Here is a 19,508-nt window from a genome sequence, read left to right on the forward strand (position 1 = left end):
CTCAACCCCCCGTCTGATCCGGGTTTCTCCAGGCCCGCTCAAACGGCAACCGCCAGGCATGCGGTGCGATCAGCTGGTGAATGGACTTCGGTCCCCAGGAGCCGGGCTCGTACAGGCGCACGGGCGGGGGCGCCTCCATCAGGGGTTGTGACACCTGCCACAGCCGCTCAATGCCGTCGGCCGTGGTGAACAGGGTGCGGTCGCCGCGCATGGCGTCCAGGATCAACCTCTCGTAGGCTTCCAGCACCTCGCCCATCAGTCCGGTGTCGCGCATGGCGAACTGCAGGCTGAGCTTGTCCAGGCGCATGCCGGGGCCGGGGCGCTTGCCGTAAAACGAGAGCGACATCTTGGAAGCATCGGCCAGATCGAAGGTCAGGTGGTTGGGGCCCTGCGCACCCACGCCCGAGCCTACCGGGAACATGCTCTTGGGTGGCTCGCGAAAGGCAATCGAGATGATGCGCTGCCCCTCGGCCAGCCGCTTGCCGGTGCGCAGGAAGAAGGGCACACCGGCCCAGCGCCAGTTGTCAATAAAGCACTTGAGCGCAATAAAGGTCTCGGTCTCGCTTTGCGGGTCCACGCCGTCCTCATCGCGGTAGCCGCTGTACTGGCCGCGCACCACGTCAGAAGGCTGTATGGGCAGCATGCTGCGAAACACCTTGTTCTTCTCTTCGCTGATGGGCGCGGGCTCCAGCGCCGTGGGTGGCTCCATGGCAATAAAGGCCAGGATCTGGAACAGGTGCGTCACCACCATGTCGCGGTAGGCGCCGGTCTGCTCGTAGAAGCCCGAGCGTTTGCCCAGGCCCAGCGTCTCGGGCACGTCGATCTGCACATGGTCAATGAAGTTGCGGTTCCAGATCGGCTCGAACAGGCCGTTGGCAAAGCGGAAGGCCAGGATGTTTTGCGCCGGCTCCTTGCCCAGGAAGTGGTCAATGCGAAAAATCTGCTCCTCCGCAAACACCTCGTGCAACTTGCCGTTCAGTGTGACGGCACTGGCCAGGTCCACGCCAAAGGGCTTCTCCATGATGATGCGCGCACCCTCCACCAACTGGGCCTCGCCCAGCATGCGCACGGCCGGCAGGGCCCCGCTGGGCGGCACGCTCAGGTAGTGCAGCAGCCGGGTCTCGCCCCCGAGGCTGGCGCGTGCGGCGTCCACTGCCGCTTTGAGGGCTGCCGGGCCGGCCGACAGGGGCACATAGTCCAGGCTGCCGGCAAAGGCATCCCAGTCACCCGGTGTGATCTTGCGGTTGAAAAACGCGTCCAGCGCCGAGCGGGCCACAGAGCGGAAGGCATCGGCATCGATGTCATCCAGCGACACGCCAATGATGCGGCAGCCCGGAATGAAGCCCGCACTGGCCAGGTGGTAGAGGCCCGGCAGCAGCTTGCGCTTGGCCAGGTCGCCCGTGGCACCAAACAACACCACCACCTGCGGGAAGCGGGGGCCAACGCCCGGGGGAATCTTTGCCATGCTTTGGGTTCTTTCCACTGCAAAAGCCCGGGGAGGACGCAACATTCACACCAGCCTTGTTCTATCCGCCGCCAACCGACTCCAGCCGCCTCGCCTGTGCGGCAACCCGCGCCGCGGCCAAAGCAGTGCACCCGCCATGCACCACAACACGGCACAGCCCCTTGCACGGCACAAAAAGGGAAGTGCGACGCGCTGTCTATGCACCTGTTTGCGTGCACTGCGGGCTGGCCAGAGCCACCACAGCCACTTTGCCAACATGGCATGCCACTTGCGTAGCAGTACGTCAGCAAGAAGTGCGATCTGTGGATGTATTCACGATTGCTCTAGCGTAGGAGCACTAGGGTTCCGGTCGGGGGTGTCGCCCTTTGATGTCTGGTCCGAGAGTGCTCCGGTCTCGCAAGAGACTCCACGGAGGGACAAAAGCCCGGGAGAACGATTCATCGATCGTCTCTTCCTGCGCCTGTCATCCAACCAAGGAGTTTTCACATGAGCGCTTTCCATCAAGTCCCTGCCCGTACCCTGAACAGCCCGAGCAAGCGCGTCGGCCTCAAGACCCTGTTGGGTCTGTGCGCCACGCTGGCCACTGCCTCCGCTCTTGCGGCCGGTCCCACGTCAATGAAAATCGGCACCGTGGTCTGGATCGGCTACGGCCCCTTCTACGTCGCCGAAGCCCTGGACCTGTACAAGAAGTACAACCTCAAGGTCTCGCTGCAGGTCTTCACCGACCCGGCCCTGATCCCGGCGGCCATTGCCAGCGGCGCCATCGACGGCGGCCATTTGACCTATGACCAGGTGGTGGGCCAGGTGGCGGACGGCAAGATGCAAAAGGTCGTCATGCCCATCGACTACTCCAACGGCGGCGACGCCATCGTGGCCGACGCCAGCATCAAGACCGTGAAAGACTTCAAGGGCAAGAAGATCGGCTTCAACCCGCTCTCGCCTTCGGACTTCCTGCTGTCCTACGCGCTCAAGAGCAATGGCCTGACCGACAAGGACATCAATGGGGTCAGCATGACGCCCGAAGCCGTGCCCGCTGCCATGGCCTCAGGCCAGTTGCCCATTGGCGTGACCTACGAGCCCAGCCTGTCGCAAATCCTGAGCCAGGGCGGCGGCAAGAAATTCAAGGTGGTGTTCTCCTCCAAGAATGCACCCGGCCTGATTGCCGACGTGATGGTGTTTGACGAGAAGGTCATCAAGGCCAAGCCCACCGAGATCAGCGGCATCATCAAGGCCTACCTGGACGGCATGGCCTATATGAAAGCCAAGCCCGATGAGGCTGCCAAGATCATTGGCAAGTTCATGGGTGTGTCGGCCAAGGAAGTCAAGGAACAGCTCTCCGGCGTGTACAACATTCCGCTGGCCGAGATGCCCAAGGCCTTTGTGCAGTCCAAGGAAACCACGTCCTACTTTGGAAGTGGCGCAGTGATTGGTGACCTGCTAAAGGCCAAGGGCCAGATCAAGACCATCCCCACCACCGAGTCCACTTTTGATGCGCAGTTTGTCACCGCGCTGACCAAGAAGTAAGCCGCTGCCATGGCCACCCTGTTCCGATACCCCGACGGCGTCCTGCCCAATGTGGCAGCGCTGAGCTTCACCCTGGTCGGCTACGTGGGTGGCCTGGCGCTTATTGGCGCGGCCCCGTGGTGGGCCAACGCCATCGGCTTTGTGCTGCTCACCCAGGCCCTGATCTGGTCTGCTTATTACATCCACGAACTGGCCCACAACGCCATCTTCAAAGTGCAGCGCACCAACGAGCGCTGGGGCACTCTGATGACCTGGCTCAATGGCAGCTGCTACGCCCCTTTTGCCGACATGCGGCGCAAGCACATGCGCCACCACGTGGAGCGGGCCGACGTCATCACCTTTGATGTGCAAGCCTTTCTGCGCGCTTCGCCGGCCTGGTTTCGCAATAGCGTGCTGGCGCTGGAGTGGGCCTACTTTCCCGCAGTGGAATACCTGATGCGCGGCTTTGTCATTGCCCTGCCATTCACCGAGCCCAAGCGGCGCGACCAGCGCGCCCGCATGCTGGCCATCATCGCCGTGCGCCTCAGCGCCTTTGCCTTGCTGATGGTCTGGTCACCCAAGGCTGCGGTGCTGTATTGCCTGTCGCAGTGGCTGTTCATCACCTTTCTGCGCTTTGCCGACTGCTTCCAGCACACCTACGACTCCTATCCCATCCTGGACGAAACCCCCATCCCCGCTGACAAGCTGCGTGACCGGGCCTATGAGCAGGCCAACACCTACAGCGATGTGGTGGGCCTGAACAACCGCTGGCTCAACCTGATCTGGCTGAACTTCGGCTTTCACAATGCCCACCACGAGCGCCCCACCGCGCCCTGGTACCGACTGCCCGCTTTCCACAAGGAGCTGTACCCGGATGACTACGCGCAGGTGATTACCGTGGGCGAGTTGCTGCGCAGCTTTCATATCAACCGCGTCAAGCGCGTGCTGTCATCCAACTACGGTGAAGTGCTGGACCCGAGCAACGCACGCCGTGCCGATGGCTTTCTGGGTGCTGTGGGCGTGTCGTTTTTAACGGCGGTCTGACGTGCGCCCGCACTACGCGCTGGAGGGCAAAACGGTGCTGATCACCGGCGCTGCCGGTGGCATAGGTGCGGGGCTGGCACGCGCCTTTGCCGCGCAGGGCGTTCGGCTGATATTGCTGGACCGCAGTGTCGAGGCGCTGCAGGTGCTGGCAGATCAGTTGGGTGCAGATGCCGTGCCGAGCGCGAGCATCCACACAGCATTCTGCGATCTGGGCGACGACGCGCAGGTGGCCGCCTTCGCGCAAGACTTTCAAAAACGCTATGGCACGCTGGACGTGCTGCTCAACAACGCCGGTGTGGAGTACCCCACGCCACTGGACAGCGATGCGCCTGATGCCATGGCGCGCTGGAGTGCGCTGCTGGACAACAACGTGGGCAGCATGGTGCGCCTCACGCGCGCCGTGTTGCCGTGCATGGGGCAGGGTAGCAGCATCATCAACCAGTCCTCCATCTGGGGCCGCACGGGCGTGGCCGGCTTCTCGGCCTATGTGGCCAGCAAGCACGCCGTCATTGGCCTCACGCGCGCCCTGGCTTTTGAGCTGGCGCCGCGCGGTATCCGCGTGAACGCTGTGTGCCCGGGCTGGATACGGACGGACGCCGCCATGCGCTCGCTCACTGCCATGGCGTTGGCCCAGGGCCGCACCGAGGCCGCCGTGGAAAAAGACCTGCTCGCCCTGCAAGCCCTGCCCACGATGCTGACGCCGGATGACATTGCTGGCGTGTATTTATTTTTGGCCAGCAGCGATGCCGCGCCTCTCACCGGCCAGTCCCTGGTGGCCAGCAACGGCGAGGTGATGGCGTGATGCTCTCTTTAAAAGGCCGCACCGCGCTGGTCACCGGCGCCAGCTCCGGCATAGGCCGCGCCATCGCATTGGCGTATGCGCAGGCCGGTGCTTGCGTGGTCATCAACCACCTGGGCCATGCAGCCGATGCCGACGCAGTAGTCGCTGAGATCGAAACCGCAGGCGGCAAGGCTTTCGCCTGCGAGGCCGATGTCAGCCGCGCCGCCGATGTGGAACGCCTGCTGCAGCAAGCCACCCAAGCGCTGGGCCCCGTCCACATCCTGGTCAACAACGCCGGCATCATCCAGGAGAAACCGTTTCTGCAAACCAGCGAGGCGGACTGGGACCGCATGCTGGGCACCGATCTGAAATCGGTATTCCTGCTCTGTCGCGCCGTGCTGCCGGCCATGGTGGAGGCGGGCAGCGGCGTGGTTATCAACATCGCCTCCGAGCTGGGCATTCTGGGCCGCGCGCAGTTCGCGCCCTATTGCGCGGCCAAGGCTGGCGTGATTGGTCTTACGCGTTCGCTGGCGCGCGAGTTTGCGCCGCATATCCGAATCAACGCGATTGCGCCCGGGCCCATTAACACCGCCATGCTGGATGCCGAGCACATGAGCCCGGAATGGCGCGCCAAGGAGATGGACATCCCCATGCAGCGCTTTGGCGAGCCCGAAGAAATAGCCGCCACCGCCCTGTTCCTGGCCTCCGACATGGCGCGCTTTTATTGTGGCCAGGTTCTGGGCCCCAACGGCGGCGCGCTCATGGGCTGAGCGCTGTCAGACCCACCTGATTTCATTTTGTAAAGGACACACACCATGGCAACTGTCTGGATGAACGAACTCTCCTGGGTGGACTACCAAGCCCGCATCACTTCCGAGCAGCCCCCGGTCTTCCTGCCCGTGGGCGCGCTGGAGCAGCACGGGCCGCACCTGCCTTTGGGTACCGATGGTTTGCTGTCGGCGGCTGTGGCGGCCGACGCGGCCGCGCTGGTGGGCGGCCTGGTGGCGCCCACGCTGTCGTATGGCTACAAGTCCCAGCCCAAGTGCGGCGGCGGCCAGCATTTTTGTGGCACCACCAGTGTGGACGCGGCCACGTTGATCGGCTCGGTGCGCGATGCCGTGCGCGAGTTTGCGCGGCACGGCCTGAAGCGCCTGGTCATCCTCAACGGCCATTACGAGAACCAGTGGTTTCTGATCGAGGGCATAGACCTGGGCCTGCGCGACATCGGTCCACAGGGCACGCTGGAAGTCATGCGCCTGGAGTACTGGGACTTCATGACCGAGAGCACCCTGGCCGATGTGTTCCCCGAGGGCTTTCCCGGCTTTGCGCTGGAGCACGCGGCCGTGCTGGAAACCTCCATGATGCTGCACTACCACCCCAGCCTGGTGCGCATGGACCTGCTGCCCGAGGACGTGACGCCCAACTTTCCGCCCTACGAGATGTACCCCATCCGTACCGACTGGGTTCCGCCCTCGGGCGTGCTGTCTTCGGCGCGCGGCTCGGACGCGGCCAAGGGCAGTCTGCTGGCGCGCGAAGTGGCGCAGCGCATTGCGGCGGCCATTCGCAGCGGCTTCAAGAGCTAGCGGCAAACAACCCTGCCCATGCAGCCCAGCCGTACACCCCCTGTTCCGCCGATTCACCTGCAATCGCTGGCCCTGCTCGTTATCGACATGCAGCGCGACTTCTGCAGCCCCGGCGGCTATGCCGACAACGCGGGCCTGGACGTAGGCAGTCTGGCGCAGCCGATTGCGCAGATCGAACGGCTGCTGGCGGCAGCGCGCCATCTCGGCGTGATGGTGGTGCACACGCGCGAAGGCCACAAGCCCGACCTGTCGGACTGCCCACCCGAGAAGCTGGCGCGCAGTGTGCGCGGGGGCGCGCCAATTGGCAGCCAGGGCCCCTTGGGGCGCCTGTTGATACGCGGTGAATATGGACATGATTTTGTCGATGCGCTGCAGCCCCTGCCGGGCGAGTGGGTGATCGACAAGCCCGGCTACGGCGCCTTCTACAGCACGGCGCTGGAAAGCGGCTTGCGCGCACGCGGCATACGCCAGCTGGTGCTGTGCGGCGTGACCACCGAAGTCTGCGTGCACAGCACCCTGCGCGAAGCCGTGGACCGCGGCTATGCCTGCAGCGTGGTGGCCGATGCCACTGCCGCCAGCGAGGCCGCCTTGCAGGAGCCGGCCCTGGCCATGGTGGGCGTGGAGGGTGGGATCTTTGGCCGCGTGTGCAGTACCGAAGACATACTCGCGCAGTGGCATGGACAAGACATGGGACAAGCGCAGGGAAGCACCCCATGACGCAGGTAAAAAAATTCTGGCCCCTGCTCACCGCCACCCACGTCTACGACAAGACCATCTCCACCTACAACCGGGGGCGCGGCCAGCAGATCGAAGCGCCCATCCTGGCCTACCTGATAGAGACCACGCAGGGCCGCATCCTCTATGACGTGGGCTGCGATTACCACAAGATCCAGAATGCGGCCCTGCGCGCGCAGCACTACAACCCCGCGGTCTTCGCGTTCGGTGCTCCGCAGATGGAAGAAGCGCAGCGCATTCCCCACCACCTGGCGCGCCTGGGGCTGACTGCCGCCGATGTGGACGTGATATTCGTGGGCCATCTGCACTTCGACCATGCCGGGGGACTGAAAGAACTGCGGCGCTGCGGCTGCGGTGCCGAGATCCATGTGCAGCATGACGAGCTGGAGGTGGCGCGCAGCGGTGCCGATGGGGCCGTGTTTGCCGATGACCTGGTGGACGACGCGGGCACACCCCTGCAGTTCAAGGTGCAGCACGGCGCCTACAGCCTGCTGCCAGGCGTGCAGGCCGTGCCCAGCCCGGGCCACACCGCCGGCCACATGTCGATGTGGATCGAATTGCCCAAAGGCCCGCCGATTCTGCTGGCCGGGGATGCTGCGGACCTGCAGGAAAACCTGGACGATGAAATCGCCCCCGGCACCCTGTGGCATGGCCGCGAGCAGCAGGCCATAGACAGCATCCGCAGCCTCAAAAAACTGGCCGCCGAGACCGGCGCCTGACTTTGGCCCAACCACGACATGGCGTTTTACCGCGCGCTGAATAAAACCTTCCCGGAGCCTTTCGAATAATGAAGACTGAAGCCCCATCTGCCGCCTCTGTTTCTTTCCCCAAGGTGCCCGACCACTACCGCGGCGTCTGGGTGCGCACCCTGCTGGAGACCCCCACACTGCGCGACGCCAGCACCTGTGTGCGCTGGATGCAAACCGGCCAGTGGCATGCCGACCTGCGCGTGCCAAGCTCTGCGCGCAACGCGGACGGCACGCCCACACTGGCCCAACGCCAAAGCCAACAAGGCTTTAGCGGCGTCACTGAAATCAGCCACGCAGGCGACACCGAAATCTGCACCTGGCATCGCCGTTTTGATTTCCTGCCGCCCCGTCCCACCCCCGACACGGGCACCATGGTCTTCGAGACGCCAGAGCGGGTGATAGAGCGCGGCATCCACTCAGAGTACCTGGAGGTGTGGGAGCGCATGCCCGAGTCTGTGGGTGTGTGCATTGCCCTGGCTGGCACCACCATCACCGGCGCCGACAGTGGCGAGCGTTTGCTGCAAACAGGCTCCTGCGTGATGCGCGTGCGGCCGTGGCAGGACTTTGAAATTTCCTTTGGGTCTTTGCGACAAGGCGTATGGCACATCGAGCACTCTCTGGTGCCGGAGCTTGAAGGTCTGGCGCTGCCTCTTTCTTTGCAGCGCACAGGGGAGCACACAGCAACTGTGCAGTTGGCGAACCAGGTCAGTGCATGGAAGGTGTTGGAGTGGACTGACGCGCCATAACAGTGCGGAGCTTTCTTTGCGCGCCAACCGGGCAGGCTGACTATGACGCTGGGGTGGGTGCTGCAGTGAGGTAAAGGAGGAGAACCGGGCGCAGCCCGGTTCGGGGGACACGAACGGAAGCATTCACCCCAGTGGCAGAGTCCTCACAAAACTGGCATCGAAGTTGCGTTATCCAAAGCAAGAGAGGCGAGAGGTGCCAACACACCGCGCTTGACTTGAAAAGACCGCTAGGGTTCCGGGCGCAATACCAGTTGCGCTGTCTGGTCCGAGAGCTGTCGGCCGCACATCGCTGCGGCTCCACGGAGGGACAAAAGCCCGGGAGAAGATGGTGGTGAGCCGTCCTCTCTTGCTATGTTCAACTTCGGGAGCTGACCGTGACGACCCCCATCCCCGCCACCACGGGCGCCAGACGCCCCGGCATCTGGCGCATTGCCGGATACCTGTCGCGCCGCCAATACTGGCTGTTTGCCGCACTCGGCCTGCTTCTGCCCTTTGTGGCCTGGGGCCTGGTGTCAGCCTATGGCGGGGTGGACAGCGTGTTTCTGCCCGGGCCGCTGCAAGTGCTGCAACGTTCCGTCACCTGGCTGCTGGAAGATGACCTGCTGCAGGACGCCGGCATCAGCATCTACCGCGTGCTGGCCGGCTTCGTGCTGTCGGCCGTGCTGGCCCTGCCGATTGGCGTGCTCATAGGTGCCTTCCGCCCGGTGGAAGCCTTGCTGGAGCCGCTCACCGACTTCATCCGCTACATGCCCGCCGTGGCCTTTATTCCGCTGGTGATGCTGTGGTTTGGCATTGGCGAGAGCGCCAAGATTTCCATCATTTTTATCGGCACGTTTTTCCAAATGGTGCTGATGATTGCCGAGAATGTGCGCCTGGTGCCCATGGCGCAAATCGAGGCGGCCCTCACCATGGGCGCCACCCGCAACGAGATGATCAGCCTGGTGCTGGGCCAGTCGGCACGGCCCGCCATTCTGGATACCTTCCGCATCACCATGGGCTGGGCTTGGACCTATCTGGTGGTGGCCGAACTGGTGGCCGCCAACTCCGGCCTGGGCTACGCGATTCTGAAAGCGCAGCGCTTCCTCAAGACCGACACGATATTTGCCGGCATCATCCTTATCGGCCTGATTGGCCTGCTCATGGACCAGGGTTTTCGCTGGTTGCATCGCCGCCTGTATCCCTGGGCACACCTCAAAGGCTAGTCATGAGCAAACTCCATATTCACAACGTCGGCAAGGTGTTTGAGGGCGCACCCATGGCGGCCCTGCAGGACGTGAGCCTGGACATCGAGGACAACGAATTCGTCACGCTCGTTGGCGCCTCGGGCTGCGGCAAGTCCACGCTGCTGCGCATCATCGCCGGGCTGGAATACCGCTCCAGCGGTGAGCTGCAGTGCGACTGCAAGTCCATCCACAGCCCGGGTGCGGACCGCGCCATGGTGTTCCAGCACTACAGCCTGTACCCATGGCTGAGCGTCATCGACAACATCAAGTTCAGCCGCCGCCTGAAAGTCAACCGCGAGGACCTGAGCTCGTCCGATGTGGAAGCCGCTTCGGGCCGTGCCGATGCGCTGCTCAATCTGATCGGCCTGTCCAAGGTGGCAAAGGCCTACCCCAGCCAACTGTCGGGCGGCATGCAGCAGCGCGTGGCGATTGCCCGCGCCCTCATGGGCCGGCCTTCGGTGCTGCTGATGGACGAGCCCTTTGGCGCGCTGGATGCGCAGACACGCGAGGTCATGCACGACCTGATCCTGCACATCCACCGCGTGGAAAAAACCACCATCGTGTTTGTCACCCACGACGTGGAAGAGGCCATTTATTTGGGCCAGCGCGTGGTGCTGATGCAGCCCCGGCCCGGGCGCATCCACAGCATCTTCCCCGTGCCCCTGCCCGCCGATCGCACGCAGGACATGAAGCAAAGCCCTGTGTTCCGCGACCTGCGCGCCGAGATCCTGCAGCGCATCCGCGAGAGCACGGGTCTGGCCACCGACACCGACATGCTGGAGCGCCTGAACCTGGCGGCCCATTAACGGCAGTACCCACCGATCAACGCAGCCCTTTTTGAATCACACCATGCAAACCACCTTCGCCACCTTGCCCGCATTGGCCCGTGCCGCCGTGCCCGCGCACTCCACCGCGTTTTCCGAAGACCTGGTGCTCTGGCACGAGCACCTGAACGGCGGCGCCCACTGGTCCGGCGTGCTGCGCCGGGGTAACACCCTGCGCCTCACCGATGTGCAGGGCCGCGCCAACGTGGCAGCCCTCTTCTTCAACCTCGAAGAAAAGACCGAGCGCTACAACATGCCCGATACCCTGAAGGCCCAGCACACCGCGTTCCTCACCCAGGGCCACGCCCTGTACTCCGACATGGGCCGCGTGCTGTGCTCTATTCCCGAGGACAGCTGTGGCTGGCACGACACGTTTTCCGGCGTGTCGAATGCCGCGGGCATTGCTGCGCAGTATGGCGAGGCGCGCTACCAGCAGCAACGCAACGCCATGCACCGCAACGGCCAGGACAGCCTGGAGGTGGAGCTCAACAAATGGGGCCTCGGCCGTCGCGACATGGGTGCCAACGTCAATTTTTTCAGCAAAGTGCGCTCGGATGAAAAAGGCGCTTTGACCTTCGATGCCAGCCATCGCCAATCCGGCCAGTACGTGGATGTGCGCTGCGAGATGAACCTGCTGGTGGTGCTGGCCACCGCCCCCCATCCGCTGGACCCGTCCCCCGTGTACCAGCCCGGTGATGTGCAGATGACGGTGTGGCGCTCGGGCACGGCCGGTGCCGATGACCCGTGCCGCCTGCACTGCCCGGAGAACGACCGCGGCTTTATCAACACCGAGCGCTGGTTTCTTTAAGCCGCTGCTTTTCGCACACGCCACAGGCCCGAACGCAACCCCGTATTTTGAAAGACACACCCATGTCACCCACCACCCAAACCAGCCTGCTGGACCCCGCCCGCGCCGTGCTTGATGACACCGTGCTGGCCGGTGAAGCCTGGCTCAAGCCCCTGGCCAAAGGCCAGATATTTCGCATCGTCGATCTGGAAGGCAACCAGGCTGTGGACACGCTGTTCTACAACGCCCACGACGTCGAAGAGCACTACAGCCTGACCCACACCATCCAGGCGCAAAAGGCTTTGTACCTGGGCCTGGGCAGCCAGCTCATGAGCAGCGAGGGCCACTTGATGTGCACCATCGTGGCCGACACCTGCGGGCGCCACGACACCCTGGGCGGCGCCTGTTCGTGTGAGAGCAACACCGTGCGCTACGCCCTGGAAAAACGCACCATGCACGCCTGCCGCGACAGCTTCATGGCGGCCATTGCCAACAACCCCTATGGTTTGCAGAAGCGTGACATTGCGTCGAACATCAACTTCTTCATGAATGTGCCGGTCACGCCCGAAGGCGGACTCACCTTTGAGGACGGCATCTCCGGCTCCGGGAAGTACGTGGAGATGCGCGCCGAGATGGACCTCCTGGTGCTGATCTCCAACTGCCCGCAGCTCAACAACCCCTGCAACGCCTACAACCCCACACCGATTCGCTGTCTGGTCTGGGACCCCCAATAAGCGCCGCCCCCACACAAGCAAAGAGCTCCATGTTCACAAAAGTATTGGTTGCCAACCGCGGCGCCATCGCCTGCCGCGTCATGCGCACGCTGGACCGCCTGGGCGTGGCCACCGTGGCCGTGTATTCCGAGGCCGATGCCGAGTCCCTGCATGTGCGCATGGCCGGTGAATCGGTATGCATTGGCCCGGCCGCCGTGTCCGCCAGTTACCTGAACCAGCAGCGCATCATCGCAGCCGCGCTGGAGAGTGGCGCCCAGGCCATCCACCCCGGCTACGGCTTTCTGTCCGAGAACGCCGACTTCTGCGCCGCGGTGGAAGCCGCCGGTCTGGCCTTCATGGGCCCCACACCGGAGCAGATGCGCCTGTTCGGCCTCAAGCACACGGCGCGCGCCCTGGCTACCCAGGCGGGCGTGCCGCTGCTGCCCGGCACCGGCCTGCTGGAGGACCTGGCAGAGGCGCTGCAAGCTGCAGAGGCCATTGGTTACCCCGTCATGCTCAAGAGCAGCGCCGGGGGAGGGGGAATTGGCATGCAGATGTGCCCGGATGCCGCAACCCTTGGCGAAGCCTTCGCCTCCGTCAAGCGCATGGCCCAAAGCAATTTTTCCAACGCCGGGGTGTTCCTGGAGCGCTTCATTGCAAACGCCCGTCACATCGAGGTGCAGGTGTTTGGCGACGGCGCCGGTGGTGTGATCGCCCTGGGCGAGCGCGACTGCTCGCTGCAGCGGCGCAACCAGAAAGTGGTGGAAGAAACCCCCGCGCCGCATCTGAGGCCCGAGGTGCGCGCGCAACTGCTGCAGACCGCCTGCGCCCTGGCCACCAGTGCCCGCTACCGCTCGGCCGGTACGGTGGAGTTTGTGGTGGACGCAGCCACGCAGGAATTCTTCTTTCTGGAAGTGAATGCGCGCCTGCAGGTGGAGCATGGCGTCACCGAAGCGGTGACCGGGGTGGACCTGGTGGAGTGGATGGTGCGCCAAGCCAGTGGCGACCTGCCTGCCTTGAGCAGCCTGCAGGTTGAGGCACGCGGCCACGCCATCCAGGCGCGTCTGTATGCCGAAGACCCGGCGCGCAATTTTCTGCCCTCCACCGGTCTGCTCACCGAGGTGCTGTTCCCCCAGCAGCTGCGCGTGGACACCTGGGTGGAGCGCGGCACCGAGGTCAGCGCCTTTTACGATCCCATGCTGGCCAAGCTGATTGCCCATGGCGATACCCGCGAACACGCCCTGCAGCTGCTGGCCCAGGGCCTGCAGGACACGCGCCTGGGCGGGCTGGAAAGCAACCTGGAATACCTGCAAAACGTGATGGACTTCGTGCCCTTCGTACAGGGCACGCACACCACGCGCAGCCTGGCAAGTTTTGAGTCGGTCAGCTGCGCCATTGAGGTGACAAGCCCCGGCGTGCAGACCTCGGTGCAGGATTGGCCGGGCCGCCTGGGCTACTGGGATGTGGGCGTGCCGCCCTCCGGCCCCATGGACAGCCTGGCCCTGCGCCTGGCCAACCGCCTGCTGGGCAACCCCGAGGGCGCAGCCGCTTTGGAGATCACCGTGGCCGGGCCCACGCTGCGCTTTCGCAGCTCGCAACGCTTGGTGGTGACGGGTGCGGCCATGGAGCTCACGCTGGACGGCGTGGCCGTGCCTTGTGCCGTGCCGCTCTCCGTGCAGGCCGGCCAAACCCTGCGCCTTGGCAAGTTGCTGGGCGCGGGCTGCCGCGCCTACCTGGCAGTGGCTGGTGGCTTGGATGTGCCGCTGTACCTGGGCAGCCGTTCCACCTTCACCCTGGGGCAGTTTGGCGGCCACGGCGGGCGCGTGCTGCGCGCGGGGGATGTGCTGCATGTGGGGGCAGAGCAGGGCGCAGAGGCGCTGGTGCTCAATGCTGATGTAAGCGCAGCGCCTGGGCTGCCCGTGCCTGGCGCAGCGGCAGGCGCGCAAGCATTTGATGCTGCCGCGCTGGTGCCCGCCTTCAGCACCCACTGGACTATCGGCGTGCTGATGGGCCCGCATGCCGCGCCCGACTTCTTCACCGAAGCCGACATCGCGGTGTTCTTTGCCACCGACTGGCAGGTGCACTACAACTCCAGCCGCACGGGCGTGCGCCTGATCGGCCCCAAGCCCACCTGGGCGCGGCACGATGGCGGCGAGGCCGGCTTGCACCCCTCCAACATCCACGACAACGCCTATGCCGTGGGTGCCATCGATTTCACCGGCGACATGCCCGTCATCCTGGGCCCGGACGGCCCCAGCCTGGGTGGCTTTGTCTGTCCGGCCACGGTGGTGCAGGCCGAGCTGTGGAAGCTGGGCCAGCTGGCACCCGGCAACACCGTGCGCTTTGTACCGCTGGCGCACGAGCAGGCGCTGGAACTGGCGCAGGCACAGAACGCGGTGCTGGCGCCAACAGCCGCCCAAGCACCTGCTGAAACACCCGCCACAGCCACCCGCTGCCAACCCCTGGACGGGCCCATCGTGCACCGCACACCGGCCCAGGGCGATGCCGTCGAGGTGGTCTACCGCCGCGCCGGGGATGCCTATCTGCTCATCGAGTTCGGCGAACTCAAACTGGACATCGACCTGCGCTTTCGGGTCCACGCCCTCATGGTGCAGCTGCAGGCCTTGCGCGACGCGGGCACGCTGGCCGGGGTGATTGACCTGACGCCCGGCATCCGCTCGCTGCAGGTGCATTACGCGCCGCAGACCTTGCCACTGGCGCAGCTCATGGACGTGCTGCTGGAGGCGGGCAGTCGTCTGGCCAGCACGGCCGACATCGAGGTGCCCAGCCGCACGGTCTGGCTGCCCCTGTCCTGGGATGACCCGGCCACGCAACTGGCGATTGAAAAATACATGCAGTCGGTGCGGCCGGATGCGCCCTGGTGCCCCAGCAACATCGAGTTCATACGCCGCATCAACGGATTGAGCGATATCCAGGCGGTGTATGACATCGTCTTCAACGCCAGCTACATGGTGCTGGGCCTGGGGGATGTGTACCTGGGCGCGCCGGTGGCCACGCCGCTGGACCCGCGCCACCGCCTGGTCACCACCAAGTACAACCCGGCGCGCACCTGGACGCCCGAGAACGCCGTGGGCATAGGCGGCGCCTACCTCTGCGTGTATGGCATGGAGGGCCCGGGCGGCTACCAGTTTGTGGGCCGCACGGTGCAGATGTGGAACCGCTGGCGCAGCACCGCGCAGTTCGTGCCCGGCAAGCCCTGGCTGCTGCGCTTTTTTGACCAGATCCGCTTCTATCCCATGGAGGCGCAGGCCTTGCTGGACTACCGGCGCGACTTCGTAGCCGGGCGTGTGCAGCTGCGCATCGAAGAGGGCACGTTTCGCCTGTCCGACTACCGGCAGTACCTGGCGGACAACGCCGAGCCCATCCAGCGCTTCAAGTCCGTGCAGCAGGCCGCGTTCGAGGCCGAGCGCGAACGCTGGCGCGCGGCCGGTGTGTCCGAGAGCCCGGATGCGGAAAGCGCGTCGGACGCCAGCAGCGCCGCGGCCGAGGCCTTTGATGGCGAGGTGGTGTGTGCCCAGGTGTCCGGCGGCGTGTGGGCCGTGCAGGTGGCCGTAGGCGCGCAGGTGACTGCCGGCCAGACCCTGATGGTGCTGGAATCCATGAAGATGGAAATCGCCGTGCTCGCGCCCCTGGATGGCGTGGTGGAGCAGCTGCTCTGCGCTGAGGGTCACGCCGTGACCGCAGGCCAGGCCCTGGTGCTGATGCGCCAGAAAAAAATATGAATACCCGAACCATTGTTGAAGGACCTGTGATGCGACTCGATCTCTCCATCCCCCACTTGCGCGCAGCCTATCTGGACGGCACGCTCACCCCCGCGCAGCTGATCACGCAGCTGCACGCTGCCATGCTGGCCGAAGACGCCGCGCTCCAGCGCAACATCTGGATCCGCCGCCTCACCTTGGATGAAATGCTGGCTTATGCCAGCGCGCTGGAGGGGCGGGACCCGCACAGCCTGCCGCTCTATGGCATCCCCTTTGCCATCAAGGACAACATCGACCTGGCCGGCATTCCCACCACGGCCGCTTGTCCCGACTATGCGTACACGCCTGAGGTCAGTGCCGTCGTGGTGCAGCGCCTGATCGCCGCTGGCGCTATTCCGGTGGGCAAGACCAACCTGGACCAGTTCGCCACCGGCCTGGTGGGCGTGCGCTCGCCCTTTGGCGCCTGCCGCAACAGCATCCACCCGGACTATGTGTCGGGCGGCTCCTCGGCCGGCTCGGCCGTCTCCGTGGGCCTGGGCCTGGCCAGCTTTTCGCTGGGCACGGACACGGCCGGGTCGGGCCGCGTGCCGGCCATGCTCAACAACCTCGTGGGCCTGAAACCCAGCTGCGGGCGCCTGCCCACCACCGGCGTGATACCGGCCTGCCGCAGCATCGACGCGGTCTCGGTGTTTGCCCTCACGGCCGGGGATGCCGCCGCCGTGCTGGCTGCCGCGCAGGGCGAGGATGCGGGTGACAGTTACTCGCGCAGCTTCGGCCCCTATGGCCACAACTTCGGCGCGGCGAACAGCTTTCGGTTCGGTGTGCCGCGCGCACAAGACCTGGAGTTTCACGGCAACCCGGACGGCCCGGCGCAGTTTGCCAGCGCTGTGCAGCATCTGATTGACCTGGGTGGCACGCCCGTCAGCGTGGACCTGTCACCGTTTCGCGCGGTGGCCACGCTGCTGTACGAAGGCCCCTGGGTGGCTGAGCGCTACCAGGCCATACGCGCCTTCATCGAGAAAAGCCCCGGCTCCCTGCACCCCGTCACCCGCGCCATCACCGAGAAGGGCATTGCCATCACCGCGCCCGACACCTTTGCCGCGCTCTACAAGCTCAAGGACATGGAGCGCCTGACCCGCCCGGTGTGGGACGGCATCGACCTGCTGGTCACCCCCACGGCCAGCACCGCCTACAAGATTGCCGAGGTGGAGGCCGACCCCATCCGCCTGAATTCCAACCTGGGCCACTACACCAACTTTGTGAACCTGCTGGACCTGGCCGCCGTGGCCGTGCCCACCGGCTTCATGGGCGAAAGCATGGACCACATGCCCTGGGGCATCACCCTGGTGGCCCCGGCCGGGCAAGACCTGCCCCTGCTGGACCTGGCCGCGCGCCTGCACGCCCGCGCTGTGCCCATCGTGGGTGCCACGCGCCACGCGCCGCACCGCCTGCCCGGGGCCACGCCCGACACCAAGCCCTTCCCCTCCGGACTGGTGCAGGTGGCCGTGTGCGGCGCCCACCTCAGCGGCCTGCCGCTGAACGGGCAACTCACGCAACGCGGCGCGCAGCTGCTGCGCGCCACCAAAAGTGCGCCGTTCTATAAATTTGTGGCCCTGCCCGGCGGCCCACCCAAGCGGCCCGGCATGGTGCGCGTGGCAGAAGGCGGCGGTGCGATCGCGCTGGAAATCTGGACCCTGCCCGCCAGTGAATTTGGCTCCTTCGTGGCCGGCATTCCCGCACCCCTGGGTATAGGCACGGTGCTGCTGGAAGACGGCAGTGCGGTGCAGGGCTTTGTGTGCGAACACCATGCGCTACTCAATGCTGAAGACATCACGCACCTGGGAGGGTGGAGGGCGTATTTGGCGCAGCAGTCTTGATCTGCCTGTTGCCGGGTATCTGCGAAGTCGAGATCGCTCCCGCGCACTACCCATCATTGCATCGCAGCGGTCGCGGCCTTTCTTCGGCGACAGCTTTCTGCTTGCCAATTTTCTTGCGGAGCTGAAGTTGTTCTTGGCATGGGGTAAAGCGGCATAGCGCCGTCATCAGGTCTGGCTTGGCACAAATGGCCAATTTTTACCCGGGTGTTATTGACGAAATAATTTAACCCGGGTAATATTCGTCCATCCAAATCAAAACTGATCTCACTGTGACTGATACCGCTACGCCTTCCTACACCAGCTTTAACGGCCACAAGCGAATTGCCTCTGGCAGCTTGGCGGTCAATGCATTGGCTGTGAAACACGCTCTGGAGTCCGATGGTCCCACTCCGCTGCTGACCTTCTGCGACCAGACGGGCCAGGTTGTCGATATCGACATGCGGGGCAGCGATGCCGAGATGTTGGCCCGTCTGCCGCCGGAGGGGCCCCAGCTTCAGGAAAGCGGATCGGCATCGGTCAGTTCCGGGGAATCGGGTGAGCCACGTGGCCGTGGTCGGCCCAAGCTTGGGGTTGTCGCGCGGGAAGTCACGCTGCTGCCACGCCACTGGGACTGGTTGACTGCACAGCCGGGCGGTGCCTCGGTGACTTTGCGCAAACTGGTTGATGAGGCACGCCGGGCCAATGTGGACCGGGCCCGGCAACGCCAGGCAAATGAATGTGCCTACCACTTCATGTCCACCATGGCTGGGGATATGGCCGGTTTTGAAGAGGCCTCGCGGGCGCTGTTCGCAAACGATGCGGAAAAGTTCCGCCAACAGACAGAAGCCTGGCCGGCCGACGTTCGCGATTACGTCCGGTACCTGGCTTACCCGCTGTCGCTGCCAGACGTGTCCTCACTTGCGCGATGACCCATTGAGACAAACAGGATCAACGATGACAAACAATAAAGCACTGAAACGTCAGTACCTGGAGACGACAACCCGAGCCGGTGTCTATGCGATCCGCAACCAGATCACAGGCCGGGCGCTGGTTGCCGGAAGTACGAACGTACAGGGCACACTCAACCGACATCATTTCGAATTGCGGCATAGCCAGCATCGCAATACGCGGCTTGCGCAGGATTGGGTCGAACATGGCGAGAACAGCTTTCTCTTCGAGGTGCTCGACAGAGTCAAACCCAGCGAAGACCCCGCGTTCAATGCCGCACAGGAATTGGACATGCTGGTGAGCCTGTGGCGCCAGGAAATCCCGTGTCACGGCGCACTCGGCTACGACGAGCCGGGGAGTAAACCGTGATGAACACGCATCTCGATTTCTGTTTGGCACTGCACCATGCCCACGCCAGCCTGCAACGCAAGCTTGACGACGCGTTGGGGCTCTACCACGGCATCAGTTTCAACGACTTTGCGTTGCTGAATTTGCTCGCGCAAGCGGACGGTGGTCGGGTAAGCATCCCGGACCTGGTGCGGCCGCTGGGTCAGCCTCCATCGGCTGTGCTGCGTCAGTTGATCTTGCTCGAAAAGGTAGGCCTGGTGGTGCGCGAGGGCGCGGGTAGCGATCGTCAGGCCGTGCTTCGCCCGGCCGGTCGTGCGTTGGTGAACACCGCGCGCGAAACGGCCGACAGCCTGTGCACCGAAGCCGTCGCCTCCATCGCCCCCGCTGTGGTTGCCACGGTGTCCGCAGCACTGGTAACGCTTGCGAGCACGTCCAGCCTGGCGCTTTCATGAGCAACGCAAACCGCGCGATACACGAACAT

General features: G+C 64.5%; 18 protein-coding genes and 2 riboswitches. Of the genes, 17 read left to right on the top strand and 1 reads right to left on the bottom strand.

Features of this window, described 5'->3' with window-relative positions; all coding sequences use genetic code 11:
• Position 1 precedes the first annotated feature (1 nt).
• The gene (gene zwf / locus DIC66_RS06380; protein ID WP_117175224.1) at positions 2-1,465 is read right to left on the bottom strand and encodes a glucose-6-phosphate dehydrogenase; all 1,464 of its coding nucleotides are present in this window, start codon (positions 1,463-1,465) and stop codon (positions 2-4) included.
• A gap of 326 nt (positions 1,466-1,791) precedes the next feature.
• Positions 1,792-1,898: riboswitch (guanidine-I (ykkC/yxkD leader) on the top strand.
• A gap of 53 nt (positions 1,899-1,951) precedes the next feature.
• Here zwf and DIC66_RS06385 point away from each other — a divergent pair.
• The 17 genes from DIC66_RS06385 (at position 1,952) to DIC66_RS06465 (ending at position 19,479) form a co-directional block, all read left to right on the top strand.
• Positions 1,952-2,989 carry an ABC transporter substrate-binding protein gene (locus tag DIC66_RS06385; RefSeq protein WP_117175226.1) on the top strand — a complete coding sequence of 346 codons (1,038 nt, stop codon included), beginning with the start codon at positions 1,952-1,954 and terminating at the stop codon, positions 2,987-2,989.
• 9 nt (positions 2,990-2,998) lie between these two features.
• The gene (locus DIC66_RS06390) at positions 2,999-4,012 is read left to right on the top strand and encodes a fatty acid desaturase family protein (protein ID WP_117175228.1); all 1,014 of its coding nucleotides are present in this window, start codon (positions 2,999-3,001) and stop codon (positions 4,010-4,012) included.
• 1 nt (position 4,013) lies between these two features.
• Positions 4,014-4,814: an SDR family NAD(P)-dependent oxidoreductase gene (locus DIC66_RS06395; RefSeq protein WP_117175230.1), complete on the top strand. Its 801-nt coding sequence runs from the start codon at positions 4,014-4,016 to the stop codon at positions 4,812-4,814.
• On the top strand, positions 4,814-5,563 hold the full coding sequence (locus tag DIC66_RS06400; RefSeq protein ID WP_117175232.1) for an SDR family NAD(P)-dependent oxidoreductase: 750 nt from the start codon (positions 4,814-4,816) through the stop codon (positions 5,561-5,563). Before DIC66_RS06395 ends, DIC66_RS06400 begins: the two co-directional genes overlap by 1 nt.
• 45 nt (positions 5,564-5,608) lie before the next feature.
• Positions 5,609-6,376, top strand: coding sequence for a creatininase (locus tag DIC66_RS06405; RefSeq protein ID WP_117175234.1), 768 nt, complete (start codon positions 5,609-5,611; stop codon positions 6,374-6,376).
• A gap of 18 nt (positions 6,377-6,394) precedes the next feature.
• A complete protein-coding gene (locus DIC66_RS06410; protein WP_117175236.1) occupies positions 6,395-7,093 on the top strand; it encodes a cysteine hydrolase family protein in 699 nt (232 codons plus the stop codon).
• The gene (locus DIC66_RS06415) at positions 7,090-7,830 is read left to right on the top strand and encodes an N-acyl homoserine lactonase family protein (RefSeq protein WP_117175238.1); all 741 of its coding nucleotides are present in this window, start codon (positions 7,090-7,092) and stop codon (positions 7,828-7,830) included. The genes DIC66_RS06410 and DIC66_RS06415 overlap by 4 nt, the downstream gene beginning before the upstream one ends.
• A gap of 68 nt (positions 7,831-7,898) precedes the next feature.
• Positions 7,899-8,606 carry a hypothetical protein gene (locus tag DIC66_RS06420; RefSeq protein WP_117175240.1) on the top strand — a complete coding sequence of 236 codons (708 nt, stop codon included), beginning with the start codon at positions 7,899-7,901 and terminating at the stop codon, positions 8,604-8,606.
• Positions 8,607-8,822: 216 nt separating this feature from the next.
• Positions 8,823-8,930: riboswitch (guanidine-I (ykkC/yxkD leader) on the top strand.
• Between the two features lie 50 nt (positions 8,931-8,980).
• Positions 8,981-9,808: an ABC transporter permease gene (locus DIC66_RS06425; RefSeq protein WP_199534679.1), complete on the top strand. Its 828-nt coding sequence runs from the start codon at positions 8,981-8,983 to the stop codon at positions 9,806-9,808.
• 2 nt (positions 9,809-9,810) lie between these two features.
• Complete coding sequence (locus tag DIC66_RS06430) at positions 9,811-10,635, top strand: ABC transporter ATP-binding protein (protein WP_117175244.1); 825 nt, start codon at positions 9,811-9,813, stop codon at positions 10,633-10,635.
• 43 nt (positions 10,636-10,678) lie between these two features.
• Entirely contained in the window at positions 10,679-11,461 is a 783-nt protein-coding gene (locus tag DIC66_RS06435; protein ID WP_117175246.1) for an urea amidolyase associated protein UAAP1, read from the top strand.
• A 62-nt stretch (positions 11,462-11,523) separates the two neighbouring features.
• Positions 11,524-12,174 carry an urea amidolyase associated protein UAAP2 gene (locus DIC66_RS06440; RefSeq protein WP_117175248.1) on the top strand — a complete coding sequence of 217 codons (651 nt, stop codon included), beginning with the start codon at positions 11,524-11,526 and terminating at the stop codon, positions 12,172-12,174.
• Between the two features lie 29 nt (positions 12,175-12,203).
• Positions 12,204-15,896 carry an urea carboxylase gene (gene uca / locus DIC66_RS06445; protein ID WP_117175250.1) on the top strand — a complete coding sequence of 1,231 codons (3,693 nt, stop codon included), beginning with the start codon at positions 12,204-12,206 and terminating at the stop codon, positions 15,894-15,896.
• A 29-nt stretch (positions 15,897-15,925) separates the two neighbouring features.
• Complete coding sequence (atzF, locus tag DIC66_RS06450) at positions 15,926-17,752, top strand: allophanate hydrolase (RefSeq protein ID WP_117175252.1); 1,827 nt, start codon at positions 15,926-15,928, stop codon at positions 17,750-17,752.
• Between the two features lie 269 nt (positions 17,753-18,021).
• Entirely contained in the window at positions 18,022-18,660 is a 639-nt protein-coding gene (locus DIC66_RS06455) for a DUF2239 family protein (RefSeq protein WP_117175254.1), read from the top strand.
• 25 nt (positions 18,661-18,685) lie between these two features.
• Complete coding sequence (locus DIC66_RS06460) at positions 18,686-19,048, top strand: GIY-YIG nuclease family protein (protein ID WP_117175256.1); 363 nt, start codon at positions 18,686-18,688, stop codon at positions 19,046-19,048.
• Positions 19,048-19,479: a MarR family winged helix-turn-helix transcriptional regulator gene (locus DIC66_RS06465; RefSeq protein ID WP_117175258.1), complete on the top strand. Its 432-nt coding sequence runs from the start codon at positions 19,048-19,050 to the stop codon at positions 19,477-19,479. The genes DIC66_RS06460 and DIC66_RS06465 overlap by 1 nt, the downstream gene beginning before the upstream one ends.
• Positions 19,480-19,508: the final 29 nt, after the last annotated feature.

Origin of the sequence: Rhodoferax lacus, assembly GCF_003415675.1 — a bacterium.
Taxonomy (GTDB): Bacteria; Pseudomonadota; Gammaproteobacteria; order Burkholderiales; family Burkholderiaceae_C; genus Allorhodoferax; species Allorhodoferax lacus.

Coding starts and splice junctions, on each gene's coding strand:
- zwf (WP_117175224.1), bottom strand. CDS start 1,465: ATGGCAAAGATTCCCCCGGGCGTTGGCCCCCGCTTCCCGCAGGTGGTG.
- DIC66_RS06385 (WP_117175226.1), top strand. CDS start 1,952: ATGAGCGCTTTCCATCAAGTCCCTGCCCGTACCCTGAACAGCCCGAGC.
- DIC66_RS06390 (WP_117175228.1), top strand. CDS start 2,999: ATGGCCACCCTGTTCCGATACCCCGACGGCGTCCTGCCCAATGTGGCA.
- DIC66_RS06400 (WP_117175232.1), top strand. CDS start 4,814: ATGCTCTCTTTAAAAGGCCGCACCGCGCTGGTCACCGGCGCCAGCTCC.
- DIC66_RS06405 (WP_117175234.1), top strand. CDS start 5,609: ATGGCAACTGTCTGGATGAACGAACTCTCCTGGGTGGACTACCAAGCC.
- DIC66_RS06410 (WP_117175236.1), top strand. CDS start 6,395: ATGCAGCCCAGCCGTACACCCCCTGTTCCGCCGATTCACCTGCAATCG.
- DIC66_RS06415 (WP_117175238.1), top strand. CDS start 7,090: ATGACGCAGGTAAAAAAATTCTGGCCCCTGCTCACCGCCACCCACGTC.
- DIC66_RS06420 (WP_117175240.1), top strand. CDS start 7,899: ATGAAGACTGAAGCCCCATCTGCCGCCTCTGTTTCTTTCCCCAAGGTG.
- DIC66_RS06430 (WP_117175244.1), top strand. CDS start 9,811: ATGAGCAAACTCCATATTCACAACGTCGGCAAGGTGTTTGAGGGCGCA.
- DIC66_RS06435 (WP_117175246.1), top strand. CDS start 10,679: ATGCAAACCACCTTCGCCACCTTGCCCGCATTGGCCCGTGCCGCCGTG.
- DIC66_RS06440 (WP_117175248.1), top strand. CDS start 11,524: ATGTCACCCACCACCCAAACCAGCCTGCTGGACCCCGCCCGCGCCGTG.
- uca (WP_117175250.1), top strand. CDS start 12,204: ATGTTCACAAAAGTATTGGTTGCCAACCGCGGCGCCATCGCCTGCCGC.
- atzF (WP_117175252.1), top strand. CDS start 15,926: ATGCGACTCGATCTCTCCATCCCCCACTTGCGCGCAGCCTATCTGGAC.
- DIC66_RS06460 (WP_117175256.1), top strand. CDS start 18,686: ATGACAAACAATAAAGCACTGAAACGTCAGTACCTGGAGACGACAACC.
- DIC66_RS06465 (WP_117175258.1), top strand. CDS start 19,048: ATGAACACGCATCTCGATTTCTGTTTGGCACTGCACCATGCCCACGCC.